Below are 23,013 nucleotides of genomic sequence, written 5' to 3' on the forward strand. Positions count from 1 at the left end.
GATGCAGGCAGGACAGCACGACTTCGCCGGCCATTGGCTGAACGACCCGCAGCACCGCGCCTTTCTGGCCGCCGATGCCGGCCGCGCGCTGGATTTCTTTGATGCCAGCCCGCGCAGGGGCGGCGGGTTTCACGTTCTGGACCTGGACGGACGCCCGCTGCCCGGTCAGGTGCAGGAGCTGCACACGACCACGCGGCTGGTGCATTCCTATGCCTTGGGGCAGATGGCCGGGCGGCCGGATGCCGCCGGGATCATCGACCAGGGCATGGCCTATCTGTGGTCGCATCATCGCGACCGCGGCCACGGCGGCTTCGTCTGGTCGTTCGAGGGGGACCAGGTGGCCGATGGGACCAAGCTGGCCTATGGCCATGTCTTCGTCCTGCTGGCGGCCTCCAGCGCCAGGATGGCGGGGCATCCCGATGCCGACCGGCTGCTGACCGACATCGCGGAGGTGCTGGACCGGCATTTCTGGGACGACGCGGCAGGGCTGTTCCGCGACGAATTCACCCGCGACTGGCAGCCCTTCTCGACCTATCGCGGCATGAATGCCAACATGCACGGGGTCGAGGCGCTGCTGGCCGCGCATGAGGCAACCGGCGAGGGCGAATACCTGCGCCGCGCGGGCCGCACCCTGGATTTCTTCATCGCGGGTCAGGCTGCCTCCGAAGGCTGGCGGATCCCGGAACATTACGACGGGGACTGGCGACCCGACCGCGCCTATGCGGGCAACCCCATGTTCCGGCCCGCCGGCACCACCCCCGGCCACAGCTTCGAGATGGCGCGCCTGCTGCTGCAATGGTGGGACCTGGCGGGGCGGCCTGCGGACGATGCGCCCGCGCAGGCCCGCGCCCTGACCGAGCGGGCCTTGGCCGATGCCTGGGACGACCAGCGGGGCGGGCTGGCCTATACGCTGCGCTTCGGAGGGGCGGTGGACAATCCGGCCCGCTATTGGTGGCCCGTGACCGAGGCGATCGGCGCCGTCGCCGCCCTGATCAAGGCGGACCCGCAGCGGGGGGATGAGGCTTGGTATCGTCGGCTGTGGGATTTCGCCACCGCGCACCTGATCGACCATGAGCGTGGCGGATGGTTCCCCGAACTGGGGTCCGACGACCGGCCGTCCAGCCGCCAGTTCGCGGGCAAGCCCGACATCTATCACGCGCTGCAGGCCGATCTGCTGCCCTTGGCGCGCGGGTTGTCGCGGCAGGCGCAACAGCTGCACGATATCGGGCCACTTGACAAAAACCATGCGGGTTGACTTGGGGTCACGCGATTAATTCGTTGACAAAACATCGTCGTTGCTGCTTTTTCGGCACATCCCGACTGTTGACGGGGAGATGCCGAGTGAACCGATATTGCCAGATGAAGATCAGCTGTCCATGACCGCAGTCGACCCCAATCTGCACGCCCTCGACCTGCTGGCGGGGGTGGAGACCGGCTTTGCGCTGTCCGTTCTCGACAGCTCTCCCGACTGCATCAAGCTGATCGAGGTCGATGGTCGCGTCAGCTTCATGAACAGCAATGGCATGTGCGCGATGGAAATCGCGGATTTCGGCATGATCGAGGATCGGCCCTGGCCCGCGCTTTGGCCTGCGGAAAGCCATCGGCTGCTGGACGATGCCATGGCGGCGGCGCGCGACGGCCGCGTCAGCACCTTCGAGGCCTTCTGCCCGACGGCCCGCGGCACGCCGCGCTGGTGGCATGTGACGGTCTCGCCCGTGCGGGGGCCGCGCGGACATGTGGAACGCATCCTGGCCAGCTCTCGCGACATCACCGACAGCGTCACGGCACGCAAGCTGCTGGAGGAACAGGCCCGCGCCCTGGCGCAGGAGGTTGCGTTGAAGGACGCGGCCCTGGCCCGGCAAAAGGTCCTGCTGGGTGAGATCGACCATCGGGTCAAGAACAGCTTTGCCTCGGTCATCGCGCTGTTGCGGATGCAGTCCCGGGTCCATTCCGGCGGCGAGGCAGGGGCACTTTTGGGCGATGCGGCCAACCGGATCGCGACCCTCGCGCGCGTGCACGATCAGCTGCACCTGGACCCGGGTGCAGATGAACTGCCGCTGATGGACTATGTGCGGGTTCTGGCGATGGATCTGGGTCAGGCGCTGAACGGCCGGATCGAGTTGGACCTGAACGGCGACCGGCCGGTGCCGGTCAAGCCCGCGCAGGCGGCGGCGATCGGCCAGATCCTGGCCGAACTGATCGGGAATGCGGTCAAGCATAGTGGCGCCAACCGGCAGGCGATGATCCGCATCCGTCTGGACTGCCCGGACGACCGCCTGCGCCTGACGGTCGAGGATGACGGGCCGGGCCTGCCCGAGGGCTTCGACGCAGCCCAGGGAACCGGCCTCGGCATGCAGATCTGCCAGGTCTACACGGCGCAGATGGACGGGCTTTTCCGGCACGGCCGTTCCGACCTGGGCGGGGCGCTGTTCCGGGTGGAGCTGCGGCTGGACCCGGTCGCGGCCGACACCGCCCGAGACGTCGGGGAATTGGGCCGCCGGGGAACTTCCGGCCGCGGCGGCGATTGACAAGCCGGACGGCAGCGTCCAAGCGCGGCTGCTCTGCCACCCCTCCCACCGACAGGAGCCGCCGATGCGGATGAAGATCGATGTTGTGCTTGATTACCGTCTTGGCGCTGCCGGACCGGCGATCGTGGTGATCGAGGCGGCGGGGGCCGAGGGGCAGACGCTGATCTCGGCAAGCATCGACCTGGGACAGCCCGCCCATCTGGGGCGCGTTCCCGGAGAGGAGGGCATCGGCGAACGCATCGTCATGCGGCTGGAGGATCGGCTGACCTGCCGCTATGGCGCCGAGGTCGAGGTGACCCGCCCGCCGGTCGACCTGTCCCGCCTGGACGCGGTGCCGGTCGAGCATATGCCGGGCGACGCGCTGCGCTATCTGCTGCCGTCGCGCTATTGCGAGGCGGACCGTTTCACGAACTTCGTCTGCTCGCGCTTTGAGGGGCTGCAGGGCGGCGCCAAGGTCGCGGCGATGCGGGACTGGGTCGAGGGGCACCTTGCCTATGTCTCGGGCATCAGCGACGGCAACACCACCGCTGCCGACACCTTCCTGGAAGGGCGGGGCGTGTGCCGTGACTATGCCCATCTGCTGATCGCGCTGTGCCGCGCCGCCCAGATCCCCGCGCGCATCGCCAGCGTCTATGCCCCTGATGTCGAGCCGCAGGATTTCCATGCCGTGGCGCAGGTCTATCTGTCGGGCGACTGGCACTTGGTCGATCCGACCGGCATGGCCGGGGCCGACAACATGGCGCTGGTGGCGGTCGGACGGGACGCGACCGACGTGGCCTTCCTGACGACCGGGACGGCGGCCGACCTGCAGGTCCAGACGGTCAAGGTTACGCGGCTGGACTAGGCGACCAGAGCGGCACCCAGCAGCAGGACGCCGCCAAGGGCGACGGCCCGGCGATAGATGCGGATGCCTCGGTCCAGGTCGGCGGCGGCAGGGTCGGGCGCGGTGCCGTTCAGCCAGGGTTCATGCGCGATCCTGTCGCCATAGACGCGCGGCCCCGACAGGCGCACGCCGAGGGCGCCCGCCATCGCCCCTTCGGGCCAGCCGGCATTCGGTGAGCGATGCGCCGGCGCGTCGTCCAGCGCACAGCGCAGGGCCTGCGGGGCGCGGCGCCCGGCGGCCAGCGCGATCAGCAGCGCCGTCAGCCGCGCCGGGATCAGGTTGGCCACGTCATCCAGTCGCGCGGCAAAGGCGCCAAAGGCCTCATGGCGCGGGGTGCGGTGGCCGATCATCGAATCCAGCGTGTTGATGGCCTTGTAGGCGGCGATGCCCGGCAATCCTCCGATGGCCGCCCAGAACAGCGGCGCGATGACTCCGTCGCTGGCGTTTTCGGCCAGGCTCTCCAGGCTGGCGCGGGCCAGCGCGGCCTCGTCGGCCTGGCTGACGTCGCGGCCGACGATCATCGCCGTGGCTGCGCGCGCGCCGGCCAGATCTCCCTGCCTCAGGGGTCGTGCCACCGCACCCAGATGTTCGTCCAGCGACCGCGCCGCCACCAGCGGCCAGGCCAAGACCGCCGCGACCCAAGGTCCCAGCCAGACCTGGATCAGCGCCGCCGGGACCAGCGCCGCCGCCACGACCAGCAGCACCGCCAGCGCGCCTTTCAGCCGCCGCGCGCCGCCGCGGTTCATCCGCCGGTCCAGCGCCGCGATCAGCCGCCCGATCCAGGTCACCGGGTGCCCGATCCGGGCATAGACCGGCTGCGGCCAACCGATCAGTGCATCCAGAATCAGCGCCAGCGCCGCGATCATCGCCATGGGGTTATTCCCCGACGGTCAGGTTGACCGCCTCGACCGCCCAGGCATCGCCCATGCGCCGCAGGATGGTCAGCGACAGCGGCGCCACGGAAAAGGACAGCGCCGCCGGGCCCACCACCATCGACAGGGCGGCGCGTGCCGTGCCGGCATGGGCCACCACCAGGCAGTCGTCGCGCAGCCCCTGCAGCACCGGGATGACGCGGGCGGTCATGTCGTCAAAGCTCTCGCCCGCCTCCGGCCTGTGCCGGGCCAGTTCGGCCGGCGACAGCGGGCCCAGGTCGGGCAGGCGGGCGGGGGGCAGCCCTTCCCAGACGCCCATGTCCTGCTCCCACAGCGCGGGCTCCAGCCGCTCAGGCGTCAGCCCAAGGGCCTCGGCCGTCTGGCGGCAGCGCAGGGCGGGGCTGGCGATCACCTGCCGCGGCTGCCCGATCCGCATGGCCAGGCGCGCCAGCGTGGCGTGGTCCGCGCAATCGGCAGGCACGTCGCGGCGGCCGGCCAGCAGGCCGTCCGACAGGCTGGGGGCGTGGCGCAGGATGGAAAGCCGCATGTGCCGTCTCCGGTTGTTGTGCGCCTCTGTGGCGCGAAGGGGGGCGGCGGGCAAGGCCCGGCGGCACCTTGACGCAGGTTCGGACCAGGCGCAGCCTTGGCTTGACGCAGGCGGGGCGGCTGCGGTAAAGAAATGAACAAGCGTTCAATAACCGGGGAGGGGGATCGCGATGTTCACGCGGGGCATGGAATTCGATCTGGGCGAGGATGTGAACGCGCTGCGCGACATGGTGCACCGTTGGGCGCAGGAGCGTGTGGCGCCGATCGCCGGTGAAGTGGACCGCACCAACGCCTTTCCCAACGAACTGTGGTCCGAGATGGGTGAACTGGGCCTGTTGGGCATCACGGTCGCCGAGGAATGGGGCGGGTCGGGCATGAGCTATCTGGCCCATGTGATCGCGGTCGAGGAGATCGCCCGCGCCAGCGCCAGCGTCAGCCTGTCCTATGGCGCGCATTCGAACCTTTGCGTGAACCAGATCAAGCTGAACGGCACCGACGCGCAGCGGGCGAAATACCTGCCCGACCTGTGCAGCGGCAAGGCCGTGGGCGCGCTGGCCATGTCCGAGGAGGGCGCGGGCAGCGACGTCGTCGGCATGAAGCTGCGGGCCGAAAAGAGGAACGACCGCTACGTCCTGAACGGCAGCAAGTACTGGATCACCAATGCGCCGGATGCGCAGACGCTGGTGGTCTATGCCAAGACCGACCCCGAGGCCGGGTCGAAGGGCATCACGGCCTTTATCGTCGAACGCGGCATGTCGGGTTTCTCGACCAGCCCGCATTTCGACAAGCTGGGGATGCGCGGATCGAATACGGGCGAGTTGATCTTCGACAATGTCGAGATCCCGTTCGAGAACGTCCTGGGCGAGGAGGGCCGGGGCGTTCGGGTGCTGATGTCGGGCCTGGACTACGAGAGGGTGGTCCTGGCCGGCATCGGCACCGGTATCATGGCGGCCTGCCTGGATCAGGTGATGCCCTATGTGGCCGAGCGCAAGCAGTTCGGCCAGCCGATCGGGTCGTTCCAGCTGATGCAGGCCAAGATCGCCGACATGTATGTCGCGCTGAACACCTCGCGCGCCTATGTCTACGAGGTCGCGCGCGCCTGCGACGCGGGCAAGGTCACGCGTCAGGATGCGGCGGGCGCGGTGCTTTATGCCAGTGAACAGGCAATGGTGCAGGCGCATCAGGCGGTGCAGGCCTTGGGCGGGGCGGGCTTCCTGAACGACAGCGTGGTCAGCCGCCTGTTCCGCGACGCCAAGCTGATGGAGATCGGCGCCGGCACCAGCGAGATCCGCCGCATGCTGATCGGCCGGGAACTGATGGGCCTCGTCTGATGCGCGCGGTCGTCCTGCTGGCGCTTTGTGCCGCGCCTGCCGCCGCGCAGGAGGCGCCGGCCTTCGACCCCGCGCCGATGGTGGCCTGCCTGGAGGCAGAGGGCGGACGCGACTGCGCGGGCAGGGCGGCACGGGCCTGCATGGAGGGCGAGGGCGGCCAGACGACGCTCGGCATGAACCAGTGCCTGGCCGCAGAGCGCGACTTGTGGGACGCGCGGTTGAACGATGCCTATCGCTTGGGGATGGACCGGGTCACGCCCGTCCGGGCCGAGGCGCTGCGCGAGATGCAGCGCAGGTGGATCGCATTCCGTGACGCGGCCTGCAACTATGAGGCGGCGCGATACGACGGCGGCAGCCTGGCCGGCACCGTCCGTCTTCAGTGCCAGATGGAACTGACCGCCGACCAGGCGCTGCGGCTGGACGCGTCGCTGGCCGAGGGGGGCTGATGTCGCGGCTTTTGTCCCATGCCGACCATGACCGCCTGCGCGCCGAATTCCGCTGGCAGTTCCCGGCGCGGCTGAACATGGCCGACCAGTGCCTGGCCCATGATCCGGCGGCGGTGGCGATCATCGAACATGACGGCAGCCCGCGCCCGGTCAGCTTTGGCGAACTGGAGATGATGACCGACCGATTGGCACATGCGTTGCAGGCCGACAGGGGCGACCGTATCGGCATCCTGCGCACGCAATCGGCCTGGACCGCCGCGGCGCATCTGGCGGTCTGGAAATCGGCGGCGATCTCGGTCCCGCTGTTCAAGCTCTTCGGCCCCGAGGCGCTGGAGCTGCGCCTGCGCGATGCGGGCATCGCCACCGTCATCACCGACCCCGAGGGCCGCGCGATGCTGGCCCCGTTCCCCGACCTTCGCGTGATCGTCCCGGAGGAGGGCCTGCTTGAGGCCGCCCCGTTCCCGACCCAGAACACAGGCCCCGATGATCCGGCGATCATCATCTATACCTCCGGCACGACCGGCGCGCCCAAGGGGGCCCTGCACGGCCACCGGGTCCTGACGGGCCACCTGCCGGGCGTCGAGATGAGCCACGACCTGCTGGGGCAACCCGGTGATGTCATCTGGACACCCGCGGATTGGGCTTGGATCGGTGGCCTTTTCGACGTGGCGATGCCCGGGCTGGCGCTTGGCGTGCCGGTGGTAGCGGCGCGAATGCCCAAGTTCGACCCCGCGGCCGTGGCCGCGCTAATCCGCGACTGTGGCATCCGCAACATCTTCTTCCCGCCGACGGCGCTGAAGATGCTGAAGGCGGCCGACATGGACCTGCCGGGCCTGCGCAGCGTCGCCTCGGGCGGCGAGACGCTTGGCGCGGAAATGCTGGATTGGGGCCGGCGGGCCTTTGGGCTGACGATCAACGAATTCTATGGCCAGACGGAGTGCAACATGGTCGCGGCGTCGTCCGGGGCGATGTTCCCGGTGCGGCCCGGCGCGATCGGGAAAGCCGCCCCCGGCTTTGATCTGGCGGTCCTGAACAGTGATGGGCAGGTCACCGATGCGGAAGGCGACATCGCCATCCGACGCGGCGCGGGCAGCATGATGCTGGGCTATTGGCAGAACCCGCAGGCGACCGCCGCCAAGTTCCGTGGCGACTGGATGGTGACCGGCGACCGCGGCGTGATCGAGGATGACTATGTCCGGTTCGTCGGGCGCGACGACGATGTCATCACCTCGGCCGGATACCGCATCGGCCCCTCCGAGATCGAGGATTGCCTGCTGCGCCACCCCGCCGTGGCCCAGGCCGGGGTCATCGGCAAGCCCGACCCGCTGCGGACCGAGATCGTCAAGGCCTATGTTGTCCTGCGCCCTGGTCATGCCCCCTCTGCCGAACTTGCCGCCGAGTTGCAGACCCATGTGCGCCGGCAGTCGGCCGCCCATTCCTACCCGCGAGAGATCGCCTTCCTGGACGCCTTGCCGATGACCGTGACCGGCAAGGTCATGCGACGCGAATTGCGCAAGCTGGCCCAGGCTGAAATCGACGCCGGACCTTCGGAGACCCCATCATGAAGCTGACCTCATCCGCATTGCCCTCGTCCGAGCAGTTCCAGGCCAACCGACAGGCGCATCTGGCGCTGCTGGACACGGCCCGCCAGGCGGCGCAGGCCGCCGCCGAGGGCGGCGGCGCCCGCGCGATGGAGCGTCACGTCAATCGCGGCAAGATGCCCCCGCGCGAACGGGTGGCGAACCTTCTGGACCCGGGATCGCCCTTTCTGGAGATCGGCGCCACGGCGGCGCATGGCATGTATGACGGCGCGGCCCCCTCGGCGGGGGTGATCGCGGGCATCGGTCGGGTGCATGGGCAGGAGGTGATGGTCGTGGCCAACGATGCCACCGTCAAGGGCGGCACCTATTACCCGATGACGGTGAAAAAGCACCTTCGTGCCCAGGAAATCGCCGAGGAATGCCATCTTCCCTGCCTCTACCTGGTGGACAGCGGCGGCGCCAACCTGCCCAACCAGGACGAGGTCTTTCCCGACCGCGACCATTTCGGCCGCATCTTCTTCAACCAGGCCCGGATGAGCGCCAAGGGCATCGCCCAGATCGCCGTGGTGATGGGCTCCTGCACCGCCGGGGGCGCCTATGTCCCCGCCATGTCCGACGTCACGATCATCGTTCGCGGTCAGGGCACGATCTTTCTGGCCGGCCCGCCGCTGGTCAAGGCCGCGACCGGAGAGGTGGTTTCCGCCGAGGATCTGGGGGGCGGCGACGTCCATACCCGCCTGTCCGGCGTGGCCGACTACCTGGCCGAGGATGACGCCCACGCCTTGGCCCTGGCGCGGCAGGCGGTCCAGCACCTGAACCGCCGCCCGCAGGGCGAGGTCCAGTGGCAGGCGCCCGAAGCCCCGGCCTATGATCCCGACGAGATATTCGGCGTCGTGCCCGCCGACCTTCGCACCCCCTATGACATTCGCGAGGTGATGGCCCGCATCGTCGACGGCAGCCGCTTTGACGAGTTCAAGGCCCGCTTTGGGGAAACCCTGGTCACGGGCTTTGCCCATGTCGAGGGCTGTCCCGTCGGCATCGTCGCCAACAACGGCGTGCTGTTTTCCGAGGCCGCGCAGAAGGGCGCGCATTTCATCCAACTCTGCTCGCAGCGGGGCATCCCGCTGGTGTTCCTGCAGAACATCACCGGCTTCATGGTCGGCCGCAAATACGAGAACGAGGGCATCGCGCGCCACGGCGCCAAGATGGTGACGGCGGTGGCCACGACCAACGTGCCCAAGATCACCATGCTGGTCGGCGGCAGCTTTGGCGCGGGCAACTATGGCATGGCGGGGCGCGCCTATTCGCCGCGCTTCCTGTGGACCTGGCCCAACAGCCGCATCAGCGTCATGGGCGGCGAACAGGCGGCCGGGGTGCTGGCCACCGTGCGCCGCGAGGGGATCGAGCGCGCGGGCGGCGAATGGCTGCCCGAGGAGGAGGCCGAGTTCAAGCGCCCCACGGTCGAGATGTTCGAGCGCCAGTCGCACCCGCTCTATGCCTCGGCGCGGCTCTGGGACGACGGCATCATCGACCCCCGCAAGTCGCGCGAGGTGCTGGCCCTGTCGCTGCGTGCCGCGCTGAACGCCCCGCTGGAGCCGACGCGCTTCGGCCTGTTCCGGATGTGATGGCGGGCATGGCCCGCACTGCGCCACGGCCGCGCTGCGGGGCCCCGGTCCCCCGCGCGCCAACATCTTCTGCACGGGACGGCGGGCGCATGGCCCGCGACGCCCGGCGCCAATCGAAAGGTCAGCCATGTTCGACAAGATCCTGATCGCCAATCGCGGTGAAATCGCCTGTCGGATCATCGACACCTGCCGCCGGATGGGCGTGGCGACGGTCGCCGTCTATTCGGACGCCGACCGCGCCGCGCGGCACGTCGCCATGGCCGACCAGGCGGTGCATCTGGGTGGCCCCGCGCCGGCCGACAGCTATCTGCGCGGCGACGCCATCATCGCGGCGGCCCGGTCCACCGGGGCGCAGGCGATCCATCCTGGCTACGGATTTCTGTCCGAAAACCCGGACTTTGTCGAGGCGGTCGAGGCTGCGGGCCTGGTCTTCATCGGCCCCTCGGCCAAGGCAATCCGCGCGATGGGGCTGAAGGACGCGGCCAAGGCCCTGATGGAAAAGGCGGGCGTGCCGGTCGTTCCGGGCTATCACGGGGCCGACCAGGACCCGGATGGGCTGGCGCAGGCGGCGGATCGGATCGGCTATCCGGTGCTGATCAAGGCCGTGGCGGGGGGCGGCGGCAAGGGGATGCGGCGCGTCGACGAGCCGGCCGATTTCGCCGAGGCGCTGGAATCCGCACGGTCCGAGGCGCAGAACGCCTTTGGCAACGCCGCCGTCCTGATCGAGAAATACGTCCTGCAACCCCGTCATATCGAGGTGCAGGTGTTCGGCGACGGGACCCGCGCCGTGCATCTCTATGAACGCGACTGCTCGCTGCAGCGCCGCCACCAGAAGGTGATCGAGGAAGCGCCCGCCCCCGGCATGACCGAGGAGATGCGCCGGGCCATGGGCGACGCCGCCGTCCGCGCCGCCAAGGCCATCGGCTATTCCGGCGCCGGCACCATCGAATTCATCGTGGACGGCAGCGACGGCCTGCGCCCCGACCGCTTCTGGTTCATGGAGATGAACACCCGGCTTCAAGTCGAGCATCCGGTGACAGAGGCCGTGACCGGCATCGATCTGGTCGCGTGGCAGCTGCGCGTCGCCAGCGGAGAGCCGCTTCCCCTCGAACAGCGTTTGATCGCAACCGGTGGCCACGCTTTTGAGGCACGACTGTATGCCGAAGACGTGCCCGCAGGCTTTCTTCCCGCCACCGGCCGGTTGTCCCACCTCCGTTTCCCCGACGCCGCCCGGATCGAAACCGGCGTGCGTGCGGGCGATGCGATCAGCCCTTGGTATGACCCGATGATCGCCAAGGTGGTTACGTGGGGCGCCACACGCGCCATCGCGCTGCGCGCGCTGGAACAGGCGCTGGTTGACACCGAGGTTGCGGGTTCGGTCACCAACCTCGACTTCCTCATTGCCCTGACCCGCCACGACGGCTTTCGGTCCGGGCAGGTGGACACCGGCCTGATCGCGCGGGACCTGGACGCGCTGGTCGCGGCAGCGGCGCCCGATGCGCGGGCCATGGCGCTGGCCGTAGTCGGGCTTGCCGGCTTGGCCGATCCGAAGATGCGCGGGGGCATGACCCTGTGGCAGCCGCTGCGCCGCACCATCGCATGGGAAGGCGGCCAGGCGGTCCTGGAGGTGCTGGGGCCGGGCGAGGCCCGCGTGATGCTGGACGGCCAGCCGCACGAGGTGCGCTGGCAGGGCGACCGCTGGTGGGTCGACGGCGACCTGTGCCGCGAACGCATCGCCTGCCATTCCGCCGGGGTCAGCGTCTTTGGCGGGCACACGGTGCATCTGGTGCCCCGCGACCCGCTGGCGCGGGCCGGGGCCGATGACGCGGGCGACGGGCTGACACGCTCTCCCATGCCGGGGCTGGTGAAGGCCGTGCATGTGACGCAGGGCCAGCGGGTCCGCGCCGGTGAGCGGCTGGCGGTGCTGGAGGCCATGAAGATGGAGCACAGCCTGACCGCCGGGCGCGACGGCATCGTGGCCGAGGTGCTGGCCGCGGCGGGCGACCAGGTCGAGGCCGGGGCCGCGCTGATCCGGCTGGACGAGGTCGCCGATGACTGAGCACGTCGAGATCTTCGAGATGGGCCCCCGCGACGGGCTGCAGAACGAAAAGCGGCAGATCCCCACCGCCGACAAGATCGCGCTGGTGGATCTGCTGTCGCAGGCGGGCTTTCGACGGATCGAGGTGACCAGCTTCGTGTCACCCCGATGGGTGCCGCAGATGGCCGATGCGGCCGAGGTGATGGCGGGCATCAGCCGCAGGCTGGGCCTGCGCTATGCGGTGCTGACCCCCAACCTCAAGGGCTATCAGGCCGCGCGCGCCGCCCGTGCCGACGAGGTCGCGATCTTCGTCAGCGCCTCCGAAGGCTTCAGCCGCGCCAACCTGAACGCATCCGTCGCCGAGAGCCTGGAGCGTCTGGCACCGGTCGCCGAGGCCGCGCGTGCGGATGGCGTCTTTCTGCGCGGCTATGTCAGCGTCGTGACCGACTGCCCCTTTGACGGACCCACGGCGCCGGGGCAGGTGGCGCGGGTCGCGGCCGCCCTGCGGGACCTTGGCTGCGCCGAGGTCAGCCTTGGCGACACGATCGGGCAGGGCCGCCCCGAAGCGGTCGATGCCATGCTGGCGGACGTGCTGGATGAGCTGCCGCCCGAACGCCTGGCGGGGCATTTCCACGACACGGCCGGGCGGGCCCTGCAGAACGTGGATGTCAGCCTGTCGCGCGGGTTGCGCATTTTCGACGCCGCGGTGGGGGGACTGGGGGGCTGTCCCTATGCGCCGGGCGCGGCGGGGAATGTCGCCACCGAAGCCCTGGCGGCGCATCTGTCCGCACGGGGCCTGGCCCACGGGCTGGACATGGCGGTGATCGAACGCGCGGCGGTCATGGCGCGCGACCTGAAGGAGGGGCACCATGCCTGAAACGATCCGCATCGACCGGGACGCGCGCGGCGTGGCCACGCTGTGGCTGGCCCGGCCCGACAAGCACAATGCCCTGTCGCGCCAGATGATGGACGAACTGACCGAGGCGGCCGGGGCGCTTGGCGCGGACCCTGCGGTGCGTGTGGTGGTGCTGGCGGGACAGGGCGACAGCTTTTGCGCGGGCGGCGATCTGGGCTGGATGCGTCAGCAGATGCAGGCGGACGAGGCGACGCGCCGCGAGGGGGGGCGGGCGCTGGCCGGGATGCTGTCGGCGCTGAACCTGCTGCCCAAGCCGGTGATCGCCCGCGTCCATGGCAACGCCTTTGGCGGCGGCATCGGGATGATGGCGGTCAGCGACATCGCCATCGTCGCAGCGCCGGCCAAATTCGGCCTGACCGAGGTGCGGCTTGGCCTGATCCCCGCGACCATCGGCCCCTATGTCGTTGCCCGCATGGGCGAGCCTGCCGCGCGGCGCGTGTTCTTTTCGGCCCGGATCTTTGGCGCGGAGGAGGCCATGGCGCTGAACCTGGCGGCCCGCGTGGTGGCGCCCGAGGCGCTGGACGCCGCGATCGAGGCAGAGGTAGCGCCGTTCCTGCAGGCGGCACCCGGTGCCGTGGCCGCCGCCAAGGCGCAATGCCGCGCCCTGGGTCCGCGCATCGATGCCGACGTCATCGAGGACAGCATCGACCGGCTGGTCAAGGTCTGGGAGGGCGACGAGGCGCCCGAGGGGATCGCGGCCTTTTTCGACAAGCGGAAGCCGCGCTGGCAGTCCTGACATGAAAGAACCCGCCGCGCGGTGGCGCGGCGGGTTCCCTTCAGCCCCAAAGGGGCGATTACATGCCCGAATAGAGCGGGAAGCGGTCGCAGAGCGCCTTGACCTCGGCACGGACCTTGGCCTCGACCTCGGCATTGCCCTCTTCGCCGTTGGCGGCCAGGCCGTCCACGACTTCGATGATCCAGCGGGCGATCTGGCGGAACTCCGATTCGGCAAAGCCGCGGGTGGTGCCGGCCGGCGCGCCAAGGCGGATGCCCGAGGTCACAAAGGGCTTTTCGGGATCGAACGGCACGCCGTTCTTGTTGCAGGTGATATGGGCGCGGCCAAGCGCGGCCTCGGTCGCCTTGCCGGTCACGCCCTTGGGACGCAGGTCGGCCAGGCAGAGGTGGTTGTCGGTGCCGCCGGACACGATGTCGACGCCGCCCTTCATCAGCTCGTCCGCCATGGCGGCCGCGTTCTTGACCACCTGCGCGGCATAGGTCTTGAACTCGGGGCGCAGCGCCTCGCCAAAGGCCACGGCCTTGGCGGCGATCACATGCATCAGCGGGCCGCCCTGAAGACCGGGGAAGACCGCGCTGTTGATCTTCTTGGCGATCTCGGCGTCATTGGTCAGGATCAGGCCGCCACGGGGTCCGCGCAGCGACTTGTGCGTGGTCGAGGTGACGACATGGGCATGGGGCAGCGGTGAGGGATGCACGCCACCGGCGACCAGGCCGGCGATATGGGCCATGTCCACCATCAGATAGGCGCCGACCTCGTCCGCGATCTTGCGGAAGGCGGCCCAGTCCCAGACCCGGCTATAGGCGGTGCCGCCGGCGATGATCAGCTTGGGCTTGTTCTTGCGGGCGCTTTCGGCAACCGCTTCCATGTCCAGCTGGTGATCCTGCTGGCGCACGCCATAGCTGACGACGTTGAACCATTTGCCCGACATGTTCACGGGCGAGCCGTGGGTCAGGTGGCCGCCCGAATTCAGGTCCAGGCCCATGAAGGTGTCGCCCGGCTGCAGCAGCGCCAGGAACACGGCCTGGTTCATCTGGCTGCCGCTGTTCGGCTGGACGTTGGCATATTCGCAGCCGAACAGTTCCTTGGCACGCTCGATCGCCAGGTTTTCGGCGATGTCGACATACTGGCAGCCGCCGTAATAGCGCTTGCCCGGATAGCCTTCGGCGTATTTGTTGGTCAGGACCGAACCCTGAGCCTCCATCACGGCGCGGCTGACGATGTTCTCGGATGCGATCAGCTCGATCTCTTCGCGCTGGCGACCCAGTTCCTGGGTGATGGCCTGGGCGATATCGGCGTCACGGCTGGCCAGGCTTTCGGTGAAAAAGCCATTGTCGCGGCTAGGGGCGTTCATCTCTCGCGTCCTTCTTTGGCTGGGCGGCTGCGGGTTTGCGCCTTCTAACGCAACGTTCTGCTTGCGGAAAGTGACAAAACGACCCCCTTGGCACGGTTGCGACCTTCTGCCCGGCGGGGGTTGTCATCGGCACGGCTGCGCGTGATGCTGCGCGGCACTCAAGAGGACGCGTGGCCGATGACGCCCAGGATACATTTCACTGCCAGCCAGGCCGCGCCGGCCCGGGCCGCCCTGGCGGTTCTGGGCCATCGCTACGGCAATGCCGAGCTGAGCCGGGCCCAGGTGGTGGTGGCGCTTGGCGGCGACGGATTCATGCTTCAGACCCTGCATGCAACGCAGGGGCGGGACCTGCCCGTTTATGGGATGAACCGCGGCACCGTCGGTTTTCTGATGAACAGCTACAGTGCCGATGACCTGCCCGAGCGCCTGGATGCGGCCGAGGAGACGGTCATCAATCCGCTGCGCATGCGCGCCACCTGCGCCGACGGCACCTGCCATGCGGCGCTGGCCATCAACGAGGTCAGCCTGCTGCGCGAGGGGCCGCAGGCGGCCAAGCTGCGCATCCATGTCGACGGCCGGATGCGGATGGAGGAACTGGTCTGCGACGGCGCGCTGATCGCCACCCCCGCAGGATCGACGGCCTACAACTATTCGGCGCATGGGCCGATCCTGCCGATCGGCTCCGAGGTGCTGGCCCTGACCGCCATCGCGCCGTTCCGCCCGCGCCGCTGGCGGGGGGCGCTGCTGCCCAAGGCGGCCGAGGTCGTGGTCGAGGTGCTCAATCCCGAACGCCGCCCGGTCATGGCGGATGCCGACAGCCGTTCGGTCCGCCACGTGACCCGCGTCCAGATCCAGAGCGCCTCGGACATCCGCCACCGGCTGCTGTTCGACAGCGGTCACGGGCTGGAGGAACGCCTGCTGCGCGAGCAGTTCGTCTGACGGATTAGCCTGCGCAGATCTGCTGCAGCGCCAGCCATTGCGGGTCGGTCAGCAGCACCGCCTGCATCGTACCCGTGCGGATCGGGTCGGCCTCGATCAGCGGCAGGACGGCAGCGCCGGTCGGGTCGATGCTGCGGGCATAGGGTTCGGTCGACAGGCCACGTTCGGCGAATGCCGCGGGCAGGGCCGCCAGGTCGGGGCGCGGCAGCGGCTGGTCCAAGAGCTTGTCCCCGTAACCCGCCAGCGCGTCACGGGGCAGGGTGCCAAGCGTCATCAGCCGCAGCGACGCCATCATTCCGGCGTGGCGCAGCGCATCCAGCGTGACTGCCTTGTCATCCCGCGCCAGCCGTGCCGAGATCAGGTGCCCGGCCGCGGCCTCGGGGCTGGGCGTGGCCGCCAGCAGGTCATTGCCCAGCACGTACAGATCGCCCGGCAGGCGAAGGGCGCCGTTCAGCGGCCCCGGCAGAACCCGCACCAGCGCCTGGCTGCCGACCAGCCCGGGCGTGATCCAGTCCAGCACCTGCTGGCCGGTCCTGCGCTGACAGACCGGACCCATCTCGCGTTCCAGGTCATCGACGATCTGCAGGCCGATGGTGCGGGCCTGGGCGGGCGGGGCGATCCGCGCCGCGTGACGGATCAGCGCGTCCGGCAGCCAGAAGATGCCCGCCGCCAGCATCGCCAGCACCGCGAGCCCCGTCACCACGCCGCGCAGGCGACGGGGGGGCGTGCCGCGATGCCGGGCAATCGCCTGATGCACACGTTCGATCGCCTCGATCATCAAGGGATCGTCGACTTCGATGGTCTCGTCGGGGCCGGAAGAGTTGGGAGAATAGACCGCCGGTGTCCGGCCGGGGTTCAGCCGTGCCACCGCCGGCAGAGACCAATGCGACAGCGGCCGGTCGGATCTGGGATCCATCAAGGTCAGGGTTGCTTCCCCAAGTGACACCACGACTTCGCGCATCTGCGCATCGGGTGTCTCGCGCCACGAGCCCTGCGCCTCGAGCCGTTGGAATTCTGTCAGCGCGGTCATGGCTTTGGCCTTGGGGTCGTCCAGTCGGTTCCCCAGACCATAGCGCCGCGCCGCATCGCGTCAATGCGGCGCAGAGTGGGCGGGACGGGTTTATTCCACCGGATCGGCGACCCGCATCCCCTTTTCACGCGCCAGGATGCGCATGCGCTCCTGAAGCTTCTCGAAGGCGCGCACCTCGATCTGGCGGATCCGTTCCCGCGACACGCTGTAGCGGCTGGAAAGATCCTCCAGCGTCATCGGGTCGTCGCGCAGCCGCCGCTCCATCAGGATGTCGCGTTCCCGCTCGTTCAGCACGTCCATCGCGTCGACCAGCATCCGGCGGCGGGTGTCCAGTTCCTCGTTCTCGGCATAGGCCTCGGCTTGGTTGGCGTCGGTATCCTCCAGCCAGTCCTGCCACTGCGCCGCCGATTCTCCATCGCCCGAACCCACCTGCGCGTTCAGGGAAGCATCGCCGCCCGACAGGCGCCGGTTCATGTCGATGACCTCTTTCTCGGTCACGTTCAGTTCGGTCGCGATCTGGGCGACGTTCTCGGGGCGCAGGTCGCCTTCTTCCAGCGCGCCGATCTTGGACTTGGCCTTGCGGAGGTTGAAGAACAGCTTTTTCTGGGCACTGGTGGTACCCATCTTGACCAGCGACCATGACCTCAGGATATATTCCTGGATCGAGGCGCGGATCCACCACATCGCATAGGTGGCCAAGCGGAAGCCACGTTCAGGATCGAAGCGCTTGACCGCCTGCATCAGGCCGACATTCGCCTCGCTGATCACCTCGGCCTGCGGCAAGCCGTAACCGCGATAGCCCATGGCGATCTTGGCGGCCAGGCGCAGGTGACTGGTGACCAGCCGGTGCGCGGCCTCGCTGTCCTCATGATCGGCCCAAGCCTTGGCCAGCATGTATTCTTCTTCGGGCTCCAGCAGCGGAAACTTGCGGATCTCTTGCAAATAGCGGTTCAGACCCTGTTCCGGACTGGGGGCAGGAAGGTTTCCATAAGTCGCCATGGTCGATACCCTTTCGCAGAGAAAGCCGAACGCAGCCCGCTGCCGCCCAGTTCCGGGCGCGCATCGGGGTGACGTGCGGCTTCCTGTCCTGCCGCTTTCGGCCGATCTGTAACCTGTGTCCGCGCCTGCCGGCCGTCAAGAGGCCGCGCGAAGCAGATCCAGAAGATGCTGCATATCCGCAGGCAAGGGGCTGTCGAAGGCCAGGGGCTGCCCGGTCACGGGATGATCGAACCCCAGATGCGCCGCGTGCAGGGCCTGGCGCGGAAAAGCCGTCGCCGCCGCTGCCGCGGCACCCAAGGCGCGCGCCGAGGCCCGCCGTGCGCCGCCATAGACCGGGTCGCCGATCAGCCCCAGCCCCGCATGAGCCATGTGCACGCGGATCTGGTGCGTGCGCCCGGTCTCCAGCCGGCATTGGACCAGCATCGCGCAGGGCGGCGTGCCGAAACGTTCCAAGAGCGTGGCGCGGGTGACGGCATGGCGGCCCTTGTCAAAATAAACCGCCTGCTTTTGACGGTCGGTGGAATGGCGCGCCAGCCGGGTCGTGATCTTGAGGACGGCACCCTCCTCAAAGCTGACGCCGGGCGTGCCGCGCAGGCGCGGATCGGCACCGTCGATCAGCCCATGCGCCAATGCCAGGTATCGCCGCTGAGCGCTATGCGCCTCGAACTGAGCGGCCAGGCCGTGATGGGCGCGGTCGGACTTGGCCACGACCAGCAGGCCCGATGTGTCCTTGTCGATCCGGTGCACGATGCCCGGCCGCTTTTCCCCGCCGATCCCCGACAGCGAGTCGCCGCAATGGGCCAGCAGTGCGTTGACCAGCGTGCCGGTGGGGCTGCCGGGGGCAGGGTGGACCACCATTCCCGCGGGCTTGTCGATCACGATCAGGTCATCATCCTCGTGGACGATGCTCAGCGGGATGGCCTCTGGGCGGGTCTCCACGGGTTCGGGCGGGGCCAGGGCGATCAGGTATTCCTCTCCCTCCGCGACGCGGGCCTTGCCGTCACGCGCGACACCCTGCGGACCCATGACCGCGCCCTCCGCGATCAGCCGGGCCAGCCGCGACCGCGACAGCGCCGCCTCCTCTGGCACCGCCATCGCAAGCGCCTTATCAAGCCGGTCGGGCGGGTTCGCCGGGATGGTCACGGATAGGTTCGACATGGCGGATGATGATACCGACTGGAAGGCTGCTGCGAAAGCCGTCCCGGAGCTGCGCTTTCTGAAGGCGCTGGTCAGCGGGCTGGCCTTGGTGATGGGGCTGGGCATGATCGCGGTCGTGGCGCTGCTGTGGATGCGCCTCAACCAGCCGGTGCTGCCCGAACTGCCCGACCGGATCGCCCTGCCGCAGGGGGCCACGGCCCAGGCCGTGACCTTTGCCCGCGACTGGATCGTGGTGGTCAGCGACGCGGGCGAGGTGCTGCTCTACGACCGCGCGGGCCAGTTGGTCAGCCGGACCGCGCTGCCCTGATCAGTCGGCCTTGCGCGCCGATTCCAGCGCGTCCAGGCGGGCCTTGAGGCTGGCGTTCTCGGTGCGGGCCTTGATGGCCATCTCGCGCACGGCCTCGAACTCCTCACGCGTCACGAAGTCCCGGTCGGCCAGCCAGCGGTCGACCCAGCCCTTCATCGCGTTCTCGGCCTCCGAGCGCGCGCCATGGGCGACACCCATCGCATTGGTCATCAGTTTCGAGATGTCGTCGAAAAAGCGGTTCTGAGTGGTCATGTCACTTGGCCTCTTGTCCTGGTTGCCCCCTATATGGTTCACGGCGCGGCCCGGTTCAATGCGGCGTTCCGTGTTGACACCGCGGCATCGCCCACTAGCGTGCGCGCCGAGTTGCAGCCGAGGTTCCATGATCCCCTTTCCCGATATCGCGCCCGAGATCTTCACGATCAACCTGGGCGGACTGTCGCTGTCGCTGCGCTGGTATGCGCTGGCCTATCTGGCGGGGCTGATCATCGGCTGGCGCCTGATCGTGGCCATGATGCGCCGGCCGCGCCTGTGGGGGGACGGGGCGCCCGTGGCAGCCGACCGGGTCGACGACCTGCTGACCTGGGTGATCCTGGGCGTCATCCTGGGCGGTCGCCTGGGTTTCGTGCTGTTCTACGAGCCCGCCTATTACCTGGCGAACCCGGCCGAGATCCTGAAGGTCTGGCAGGGCGGGATGAGCTTTCACGGCGGCTTTGCGGGGGTGATCCTGGCCACGTGGGCATGGGCGCGGACGCAGGGCGTGCCGGTCCTGCGGCTAGCCGACGCGATGGCCGTGGTGGCACCGATCGGCATCTTTTTCGGGCGCATCGCCAATTTCATCAATGCGGAACTGTGGGGACGGCCGACCGACCTGCCCTGGGGCGTTATCTTTCCGGGTGAGGCAGCGCAGGCCTGCGCGGGCGTCGAAGGCCCCTGCGCCCGCCATCCCAGCCAGCTCTACGAGGCCGGGCTGGAGGGGTTGCTTTTGGGTCTGATCCTGCTGGCCGCGGTGCGCGGCGGCGGGTTGCGCCGGCCGGGGCTGGCCTTCGGAATATTCCTGGCGGGCTATGGACTTGCCCGCATGTTCGTCGAATTGTTCCGGGTGGCCGATGCGCAGTTCATCACCCCGGACAACCCGCTTGGCCACGTGCTGGGCGGCCCGGTCATCGGCCTGACGATGGGACAGCTGCTGTCGCTGCCCATGGTGTTGATCGGCCTGCTGCTGGTCTGGCGCGCGCGCCGGCGGCCGGCCATCGCGGGCGCATGACGCCGCTGGCCGGGATCATCGCGGCGCGGATCCGTGCCGCGGGGCCGATCAGCCTGGCGGACTACATGCAGATCTGCCTGCTGGACAGCCGGTACGGTTACTATGCCACGCGCGACCCGTTCGGGCAGAAGGGGGACTTTGTCACCTCCCCCGAAATCCACCAGATCTTTGGGGAAATCTGCGGCTTGGCGCTGGCGCAGGCCTGGATGGACCAGGGCCGACCCGCGCCCTTCACGCTGGCCGAACCCGGCCCGGGGCGTGGCACGCTGATGGCCGACATGCTGCGCACGCTGCGCGCCGTGCCGGGGATGCGCGAAGCGGCAGAGGTCGCGCTGATCGAGGCATCGCCCCATCTGCGCCAGGTCCAGGCAGAGAGACTGGGGCAGGTCCTGCATCTGGAAAATGTCGAGGATCTGCCGGCCAAGCCCCTATTCATGATCGCAAACGAATTCATCGACGCGCTGCCCATCCGGCAGTTCCAGATGACTGAGCAGGGCTGGAGAGAGCGGATGGTCGGCCTCTGTGACAAAGGCACGCTGAGGCTTGGTCTGAGCGCGGTCGTGCCCCTGCCGCGCGAGGGGTCCGTGGGCGACATCGTCGAGGAGTGCCCGGAGGGCGTGGCCTTCGTCGAGGCCCTGGGCCGGCGCATCGCCGCCCAAGGCGGGGCCGCGATCATCATCGACTATGGCGGGTGGAACGGGTTTGGCGACACTTTCCAGGCGTTACGCAACCACCTGCCCGAGGACCCGCTCGCCCATCCGGGCGAGGCTGACCTGACGGCGCATGTGGATTTTGCGCCCCTGGCCGCCGCCGCCCTGCGCGGCGGTGCTGAGGTGTCCCGGCCCCTGCGGCAAGGGGACTGGCTGCTGGCCCTGGGCGCGGAGGCGCGGGCGCGCAAGCTGGAGGCCGCCGGGGACGCAGGCGCCATGCGGGCGCTTCACCGCTTGACCCATCCGTCGGAAATGGGTCACCTGTTCAAGGCAATGGCCATCTGGCCCAAAGGAGCGCCCGCCGTCCCCGGCTTTGCGGCGCTGGAGTAGCATGCAGACGACGCTCGAAATCCTGACCCACCCGCTGCTGTCCGATGTAAAGCACGGATTTTTCACTAGAAAGGGCGGGGCGTCCTCGGGCCTGTTTGCGGGGCTGAATTGTGGACGGCGGTCCAGCGACCAGAGCGACATGGTGCAGGTGAACCGGGCCCGGGCGGCAAGCGCCATGGGTGTTCCGGCGCAGCATCTGGCGACGGTGAAGCAGGTCCACTCGGCCGATGTGGTGACACTTGGCGACGGGGACGATGTCGAAAAGGTCAGGGAAATCCAAGCCGATGGGCTGGTGACGGCGCGGCGGGACGTGGCGGTGGCCGTGCTGACGGCCGATTGCCAGCCGGTGCTGCTGGCCGATGCCGGGGCGGGCGTGGTGGGGGCCTGCCATGCCGGGTGGCGCGGGGCGCTTGGCGGCGTGATCGAGGCGACCGTGGCCGCCATGCGGCAGCTGGGGGCGACCGATATCCGGGCGGTGATCGGTCCCACGATCAGCCAGCGCGCCTATGAAGTCGGCGAGGATTTCATGGATGAGTTTCTGGCCGAAGACGATGAGTATCAAAGGTTCTTCAGCGGCGGACCCGCCGGTCGGCCGATGTTCGACCTGCCGGGTTTCGGCCTGATGCGGCTGCGCGCGGCCGGGGTCGAGGCCGAGTGGTCCGGGCATTGCACCTATTCGGACCCGCAGCGGTTCTTCAGCTATCGCCGGTCGACGCATGAGGGGCAGCCGGATTACGGGCGGCTGATCAGCGCCATCGCATTATAGGCCCGCACAGGGCATGCACGCGGGTGACACCATGCGTGCACCGATCGTGCACAGCTTGCGGGCGTTGCATTTGCCGGTGTTGCGCGTCAGCCGGCTTCGCGGACGCGCTCCTCGACGATCTCGAAGGGAACGGCGGGTTCGTCCTTGGCGCCGCGGATCACCAGCGAGGTCTTGACCGAGGCCACGTTCGGCGCGGCGGTCAGGCTGTTGGTCAGGAAGCGCTGGAAGGTCGAGAGGTCCGGAGAGACGCATTTCAGGATGAAGTCGATCTCGCCGTTCAGCATGTGGCATTCGCGGACCAGCGGCCATCCTTGGACCAGTGCCTCGAAGGCGGAAAGGTCGCGTTCAGATTGCGAGGCGAGCCGCACCATGGCGAAGACCTGCACCTCGAATCCCAGTTCGCGGGCATCCAGGATGGCGTGGTAGCCGCGGATATAGCCCAGTTCCTCCAGCGTGCGGACGCGGCGCAGGCAGGGGGGCGCCGAGATGCCGACGCGGCGGGCCAGTTCGACATTGGTCATGCGGCCATCGGCCTGCAGTTCGGCCAGGATCTTGCGGTCGATGTCGTCGAGCTTGGCGCCGGCCATGTTGATCTTTCTTCTGTTCGGTCGTGGCGTTGCCGGAAACTACAATGTGCTCTGGCTTTGCGCAACATTCTTTCTGGAAATCCGCATGCGCGGCTGCGGGGCGTGAT

General features: G+C 68.8%; 23 protein-coding genes. 15 read left to right on the forward strand and 8 right to left on the reverse strand.

Annotated features, from left to right (window positions below):
* The first annotated feature begins 1 nt into the window (after nucleotide 1).
* The 3 genes from ACZ2G3_RS07850 (at nucleotide 2) to ACZ2G3_RS07860 (ending at nucleotide 3,372) form a co-directional block, all read left to right on the forward strand.
* Nucleotides 2-1,255, forward strand: coding sequence for an AGE family epimerase/isomerase (locus tag ACZ2G3_RS07850; protein ID WP_470398903.1), 1,254 nt, complete (start codon nucleotides 2-4; stop codon nucleotides 1,253-1,255).
* A 121-nt stretch (nucleotides 1,256-1,376) separates the two neighbouring features.
* A complete protein-coding gene (locus ACZ2G3_RS07855) occupies nucleotides 1,377-2,528 on the forward strand; it encodes a sensor histidine kinase (RefSeq protein WP_470398905.1) in 1,152 nt (383 codons plus the stop codon).
* 64 nt (nucleotides 2,529-2,592) lie between these two features.
* Nucleotides 2,593-3,372: a transglutaminase-like domain-containing protein gene (locus ACZ2G3_RS07860; RefSeq protein ID WP_470398907.1), complete on the forward strand. Its 780-nt coding sequence runs from the start codon at nucleotides 2,593-2,595 to the stop codon at nucleotides 3,370-3,372.
* Here the strand turns inward: ACZ2G3_RS07860 and cbiB are convergent.
* The gene (cbiB, locus tag ACZ2G3_RS07865; protein WP_470398908.1) at nucleotides 3,369-4,283 is read right to left on the reverse strand and encodes an adenosylcobinamide-phosphate synthase CbiB; all 915 of its coding nucleotides are present in this window, start codon (nucleotides 4,281-4,283) and stop codon (nucleotides 3,369-3,371) included. The two genes, ACZ2G3_RS07860 and cbiB, sit on opposite strands and share 4 nt — an antisense overlap.
* A 4-nt stretch (nucleotides 4,284-4,287) precedes the next feature.
* On the reverse strand, nucleotides 4,288-4,830 hold the full coding sequence (locus ACZ2G3_RS07870; RefSeq protein ID WP_470398910.1) for a histidine phosphatase family protein: 543 nt from the start codon (nucleotides 4,828-4,830) through the stop codon (nucleotides 4,288-4,290).
* 169 nt (nucleotides 4,831-4,999) lie between these two features.
* On the opposite strand from ACZ2G3_RS07870, the gene ACZ2G3_RS07875 reads away from it, so the two are divergent.
* The 7 genes from ACZ2G3_RS07875 (at nucleotide 5,000) to ACZ2G3_RS07905 (ending at nucleotide 13,462) form a co-directional block, all read left to right on the forward strand.
* The gene (locus tag ACZ2G3_RS07875; protein WP_419267700.1) at nucleotides 5,000-6,160 is read left to right on the forward strand and encodes an isovaleryl-CoA dehydrogenase; all 1,161 of its coding nucleotides are present in this window, start codon (nucleotides 5,000-5,002) and stop codon (nucleotides 6,158-6,160) included.
* Nucleotides 6,160-6,606 (forward strand): lysozyme inhibitor LprI family protein, encoded by a 447-nt coding sequence (locus tag ACZ2G3_RS07880; RefSeq protein WP_470398912.1) that lies wholly within the window; start codon nucleotides 6,160-6,162, stop codon nucleotides 6,604-6,606. Before ACZ2G3_RS07875 ends, ACZ2G3_RS07880 begins: the two co-directional genes overlap by 1 nt.
* On the forward strand, nucleotides 6,606-8,171 hold the full coding sequence (locus tag ACZ2G3_RS07885) for an AMP-binding protein (RefSeq protein ID WP_470398914.1): 1,566 nt from the start codon (nucleotides 6,606-6,608) through the stop codon (nucleotides 8,169-8,171). The genes ACZ2G3_RS07880 and ACZ2G3_RS07885 overlap by 1 nt, the downstream gene beginning before the upstream one ends.
* Nucleotides 8,168-9,772 carry a carboxyl transferase domain-containing protein gene (locus ACZ2G3_RS07890; protein WP_470398916.1) on the forward strand — a complete coding sequence of 535 codons (1,605 nt, stop codon included), beginning with the start codon at nucleotides 8,168-8,170 and terminating at the stop codon, nucleotides 9,770-9,772. Before ACZ2G3_RS07885 ends, ACZ2G3_RS07890 begins: the two co-directional genes overlap by 4 nt.
* Nucleotides 9,773-9,899: 127 nt before the next feature.
* Nucleotides 9,900-11,831 (forward strand): ATP-binding protein, encoded by a 1,932-nt coding sequence (locus ACZ2G3_RS07895; protein WP_470398918.1) that lies wholly within the window; start codon nucleotides 9,900-9,902, stop codon nucleotides 11,829-11,831.
* Nucleotides 11,824-12,687: a hydroxymethylglutaryl-CoA lyase gene (locus ACZ2G3_RS07900; protein WP_470398919.1), complete on the forward strand. Its 864-nt coding sequence runs from the start codon at nucleotides 11,824-11,826 to the stop codon at nucleotides 12,685-12,687. The genes ACZ2G3_RS07895 and ACZ2G3_RS07900 overlap by 8 nt, the downstream gene beginning before the upstream one ends.
* The gene (locus ACZ2G3_RS07905; RefSeq protein ID WP_470398921.1) at nucleotides 12,680-13,462 is read left to right on the forward strand and encodes a crotonase/enoyl-CoA hydratase family protein; all 783 of its coding nucleotides are present in this window, start codon (nucleotides 12,680-12,682) and stop codon (nucleotides 13,460-13,462) included. Before ACZ2G3_RS07900 ends, ACZ2G3_RS07905 begins: the two co-directional genes overlap by 8 nt.
* Nucleotides 13,463-13,520: 58 nt before the next feature.
* On the opposite strand, the gene glyA is transcribed toward ACZ2G3_RS07905, so the two are convergent.
* Entirely contained in the window at nucleotides 13,521-14,816 is a 1,296-nt protein-coding gene (glyA, locus tag ACZ2G3_RS07910; protein WP_470398923.1) for a serine hydroxymethyltransferase, read from the reverse strand.
* Nucleotides 14,817-14,993: 177 nt separating this feature from the next.
* Here glyA and ACZ2G3_RS07915 point away from each other — a divergent pair, with 177 nt between their 5' ends.
* A complete protein-coding gene (locus ACZ2G3_RS07915; protein WP_470398924.1) occupies nucleotides 14,994-15,755 on the forward strand; it encodes an NAD kinase in 762 nt (253 codons plus the stop codon).
* A gap of 4 nt (nucleotides 15,756-15,759) precedes the next feature.
* Here the strand turns inward: ACZ2G3_RS07915 and ACZ2G3_RS07920 are convergent, their stop codons facing one another.
* The 3 genes from ACZ2G3_RS07920 to ACZ2G3_RS07930 form a co-directional block, all read right to left on the reverse strand.
* Entirely contained in the window at nucleotides 15,760-16,785 is a 1,026-nt protein-coding gene (locus ACZ2G3_RS07920; RefSeq protein WP_470398926.1) for a hypothetical protein, read from the reverse strand.
* A gap of 90 nt (nucleotides 16,786-16,875) precedes the next feature.
* Entirely contained in the window at nucleotides 16,876-17,784 is a 909-nt protein-coding gene (gene rpoH, locus ACZ2G3_RS07925; protein WP_419267710.1) for an RNA polymerase sigma factor RpoH, read from the reverse strand.
* Between the two features lie 135 nt (nucleotides 17,785-17,919).
* Nucleotides 17,920-18,942: an RluA family pseudouridine synthase gene (locus ACZ2G3_RS07930; RefSeq protein ID WP_470398927.1), complete on the reverse strand. Its 1,023-nt coding sequence runs from the start codon at nucleotides 18,940-18,942 to the stop codon at nucleotides 17,920-17,922.
* Here ACZ2G3_RS07930 and ACZ2G3_RS07935 point away from each other — a divergent pair.
* Nucleotides 18,941-19,249, forward strand: coding sequence for a DUF6476 family protein (locus ACZ2G3_RS07935; RefSeq protein WP_470398929.1), 309 nt, complete (start codon nucleotides 18,941-18,943; stop codon nucleotides 19,247-19,249). The genes ACZ2G3_RS07930 and ACZ2G3_RS07935 overlap by 2 nt on opposite strands.
* On the opposite strand, the gene ACZ2G3_RS07940 is transcribed toward ACZ2G3_RS07935, so the two are convergent.
* Nucleotides 19,250-19,501 (reverse strand): accessory factor UbiK family protein, encoded by a 252-nt coding sequence (locus ACZ2G3_RS07940; protein WP_419267713.1) that lies wholly within the window; start codon nucleotides 19,499-19,501, stop codon nucleotides 19,250-19,252. It abuts the gene before it with no gap.
* Between the two features lie 127 nt (nucleotides 19,502-19,628).
* Between ACZ2G3_RS07940 and lgt the strand changes: the two genes are divergently transcribed.
* The 3 genes from lgt to pgeF are packed head-to-tail and all read left to right on the forward strand — an operon-like array spanning nucleotide 19,629 to nucleotide 22,319.
* On the forward strand, nucleotides 19,629-20,513 hold the full coding sequence (gene lgt, locus ACZ2G3_RS07945) for a prolipoprotein diacylglyceryl transferase (RefSeq protein ID WP_470398931.1): 885 nt from the start codon (nucleotides 19,629-19,631) through the stop codon (nucleotides 20,511-20,513).
* Nucleotides 20,510-21,553, forward strand: coding sequence for a class I SAM-dependent methyltransferase (locus ACZ2G3_RS07950; protein WP_470398933.1), 1,044 nt, complete (start codon nucleotides 20,510-20,512; stop codon nucleotides 21,551-21,553). Before lgt ends, ACZ2G3_RS07950 begins: the two co-directional genes overlap by 4 nt.
* A gap of 1 nt (nucleotide 21,554) precedes the next feature.
* Entirely contained in the window at nucleotides 21,555-22,319 is a 765-nt protein-coding gene (pgeF, locus tag ACZ2G3_RS07955) for a peptidoglycan editing factor PgeF (RefSeq protein WP_470398935.1), read from the forward strand.
* A gap of 86 nt (nucleotides 22,320-22,405) precedes the next feature.
* On the opposite strand, the gene ACZ2G3_RS07960 is transcribed toward pgeF, so the two are convergent.
* Nucleotides 22,406-22,906: an Lrp/AsnC family transcriptional regulator gene (locus ACZ2G3_RS07960; RefSeq protein ID WP_419267717.1), complete on the reverse strand. Its 501-nt coding sequence runs from the start codon at nucleotides 22,904-22,906 to the stop codon at nucleotides 22,406-22,408.
* Nucleotides 22,907-23,013 lie beyond the last annotated feature (107 nt).

The sequence above is a fragment of the Paracoccus sp. KKT209 genome, from assembly GCF_055635455.1.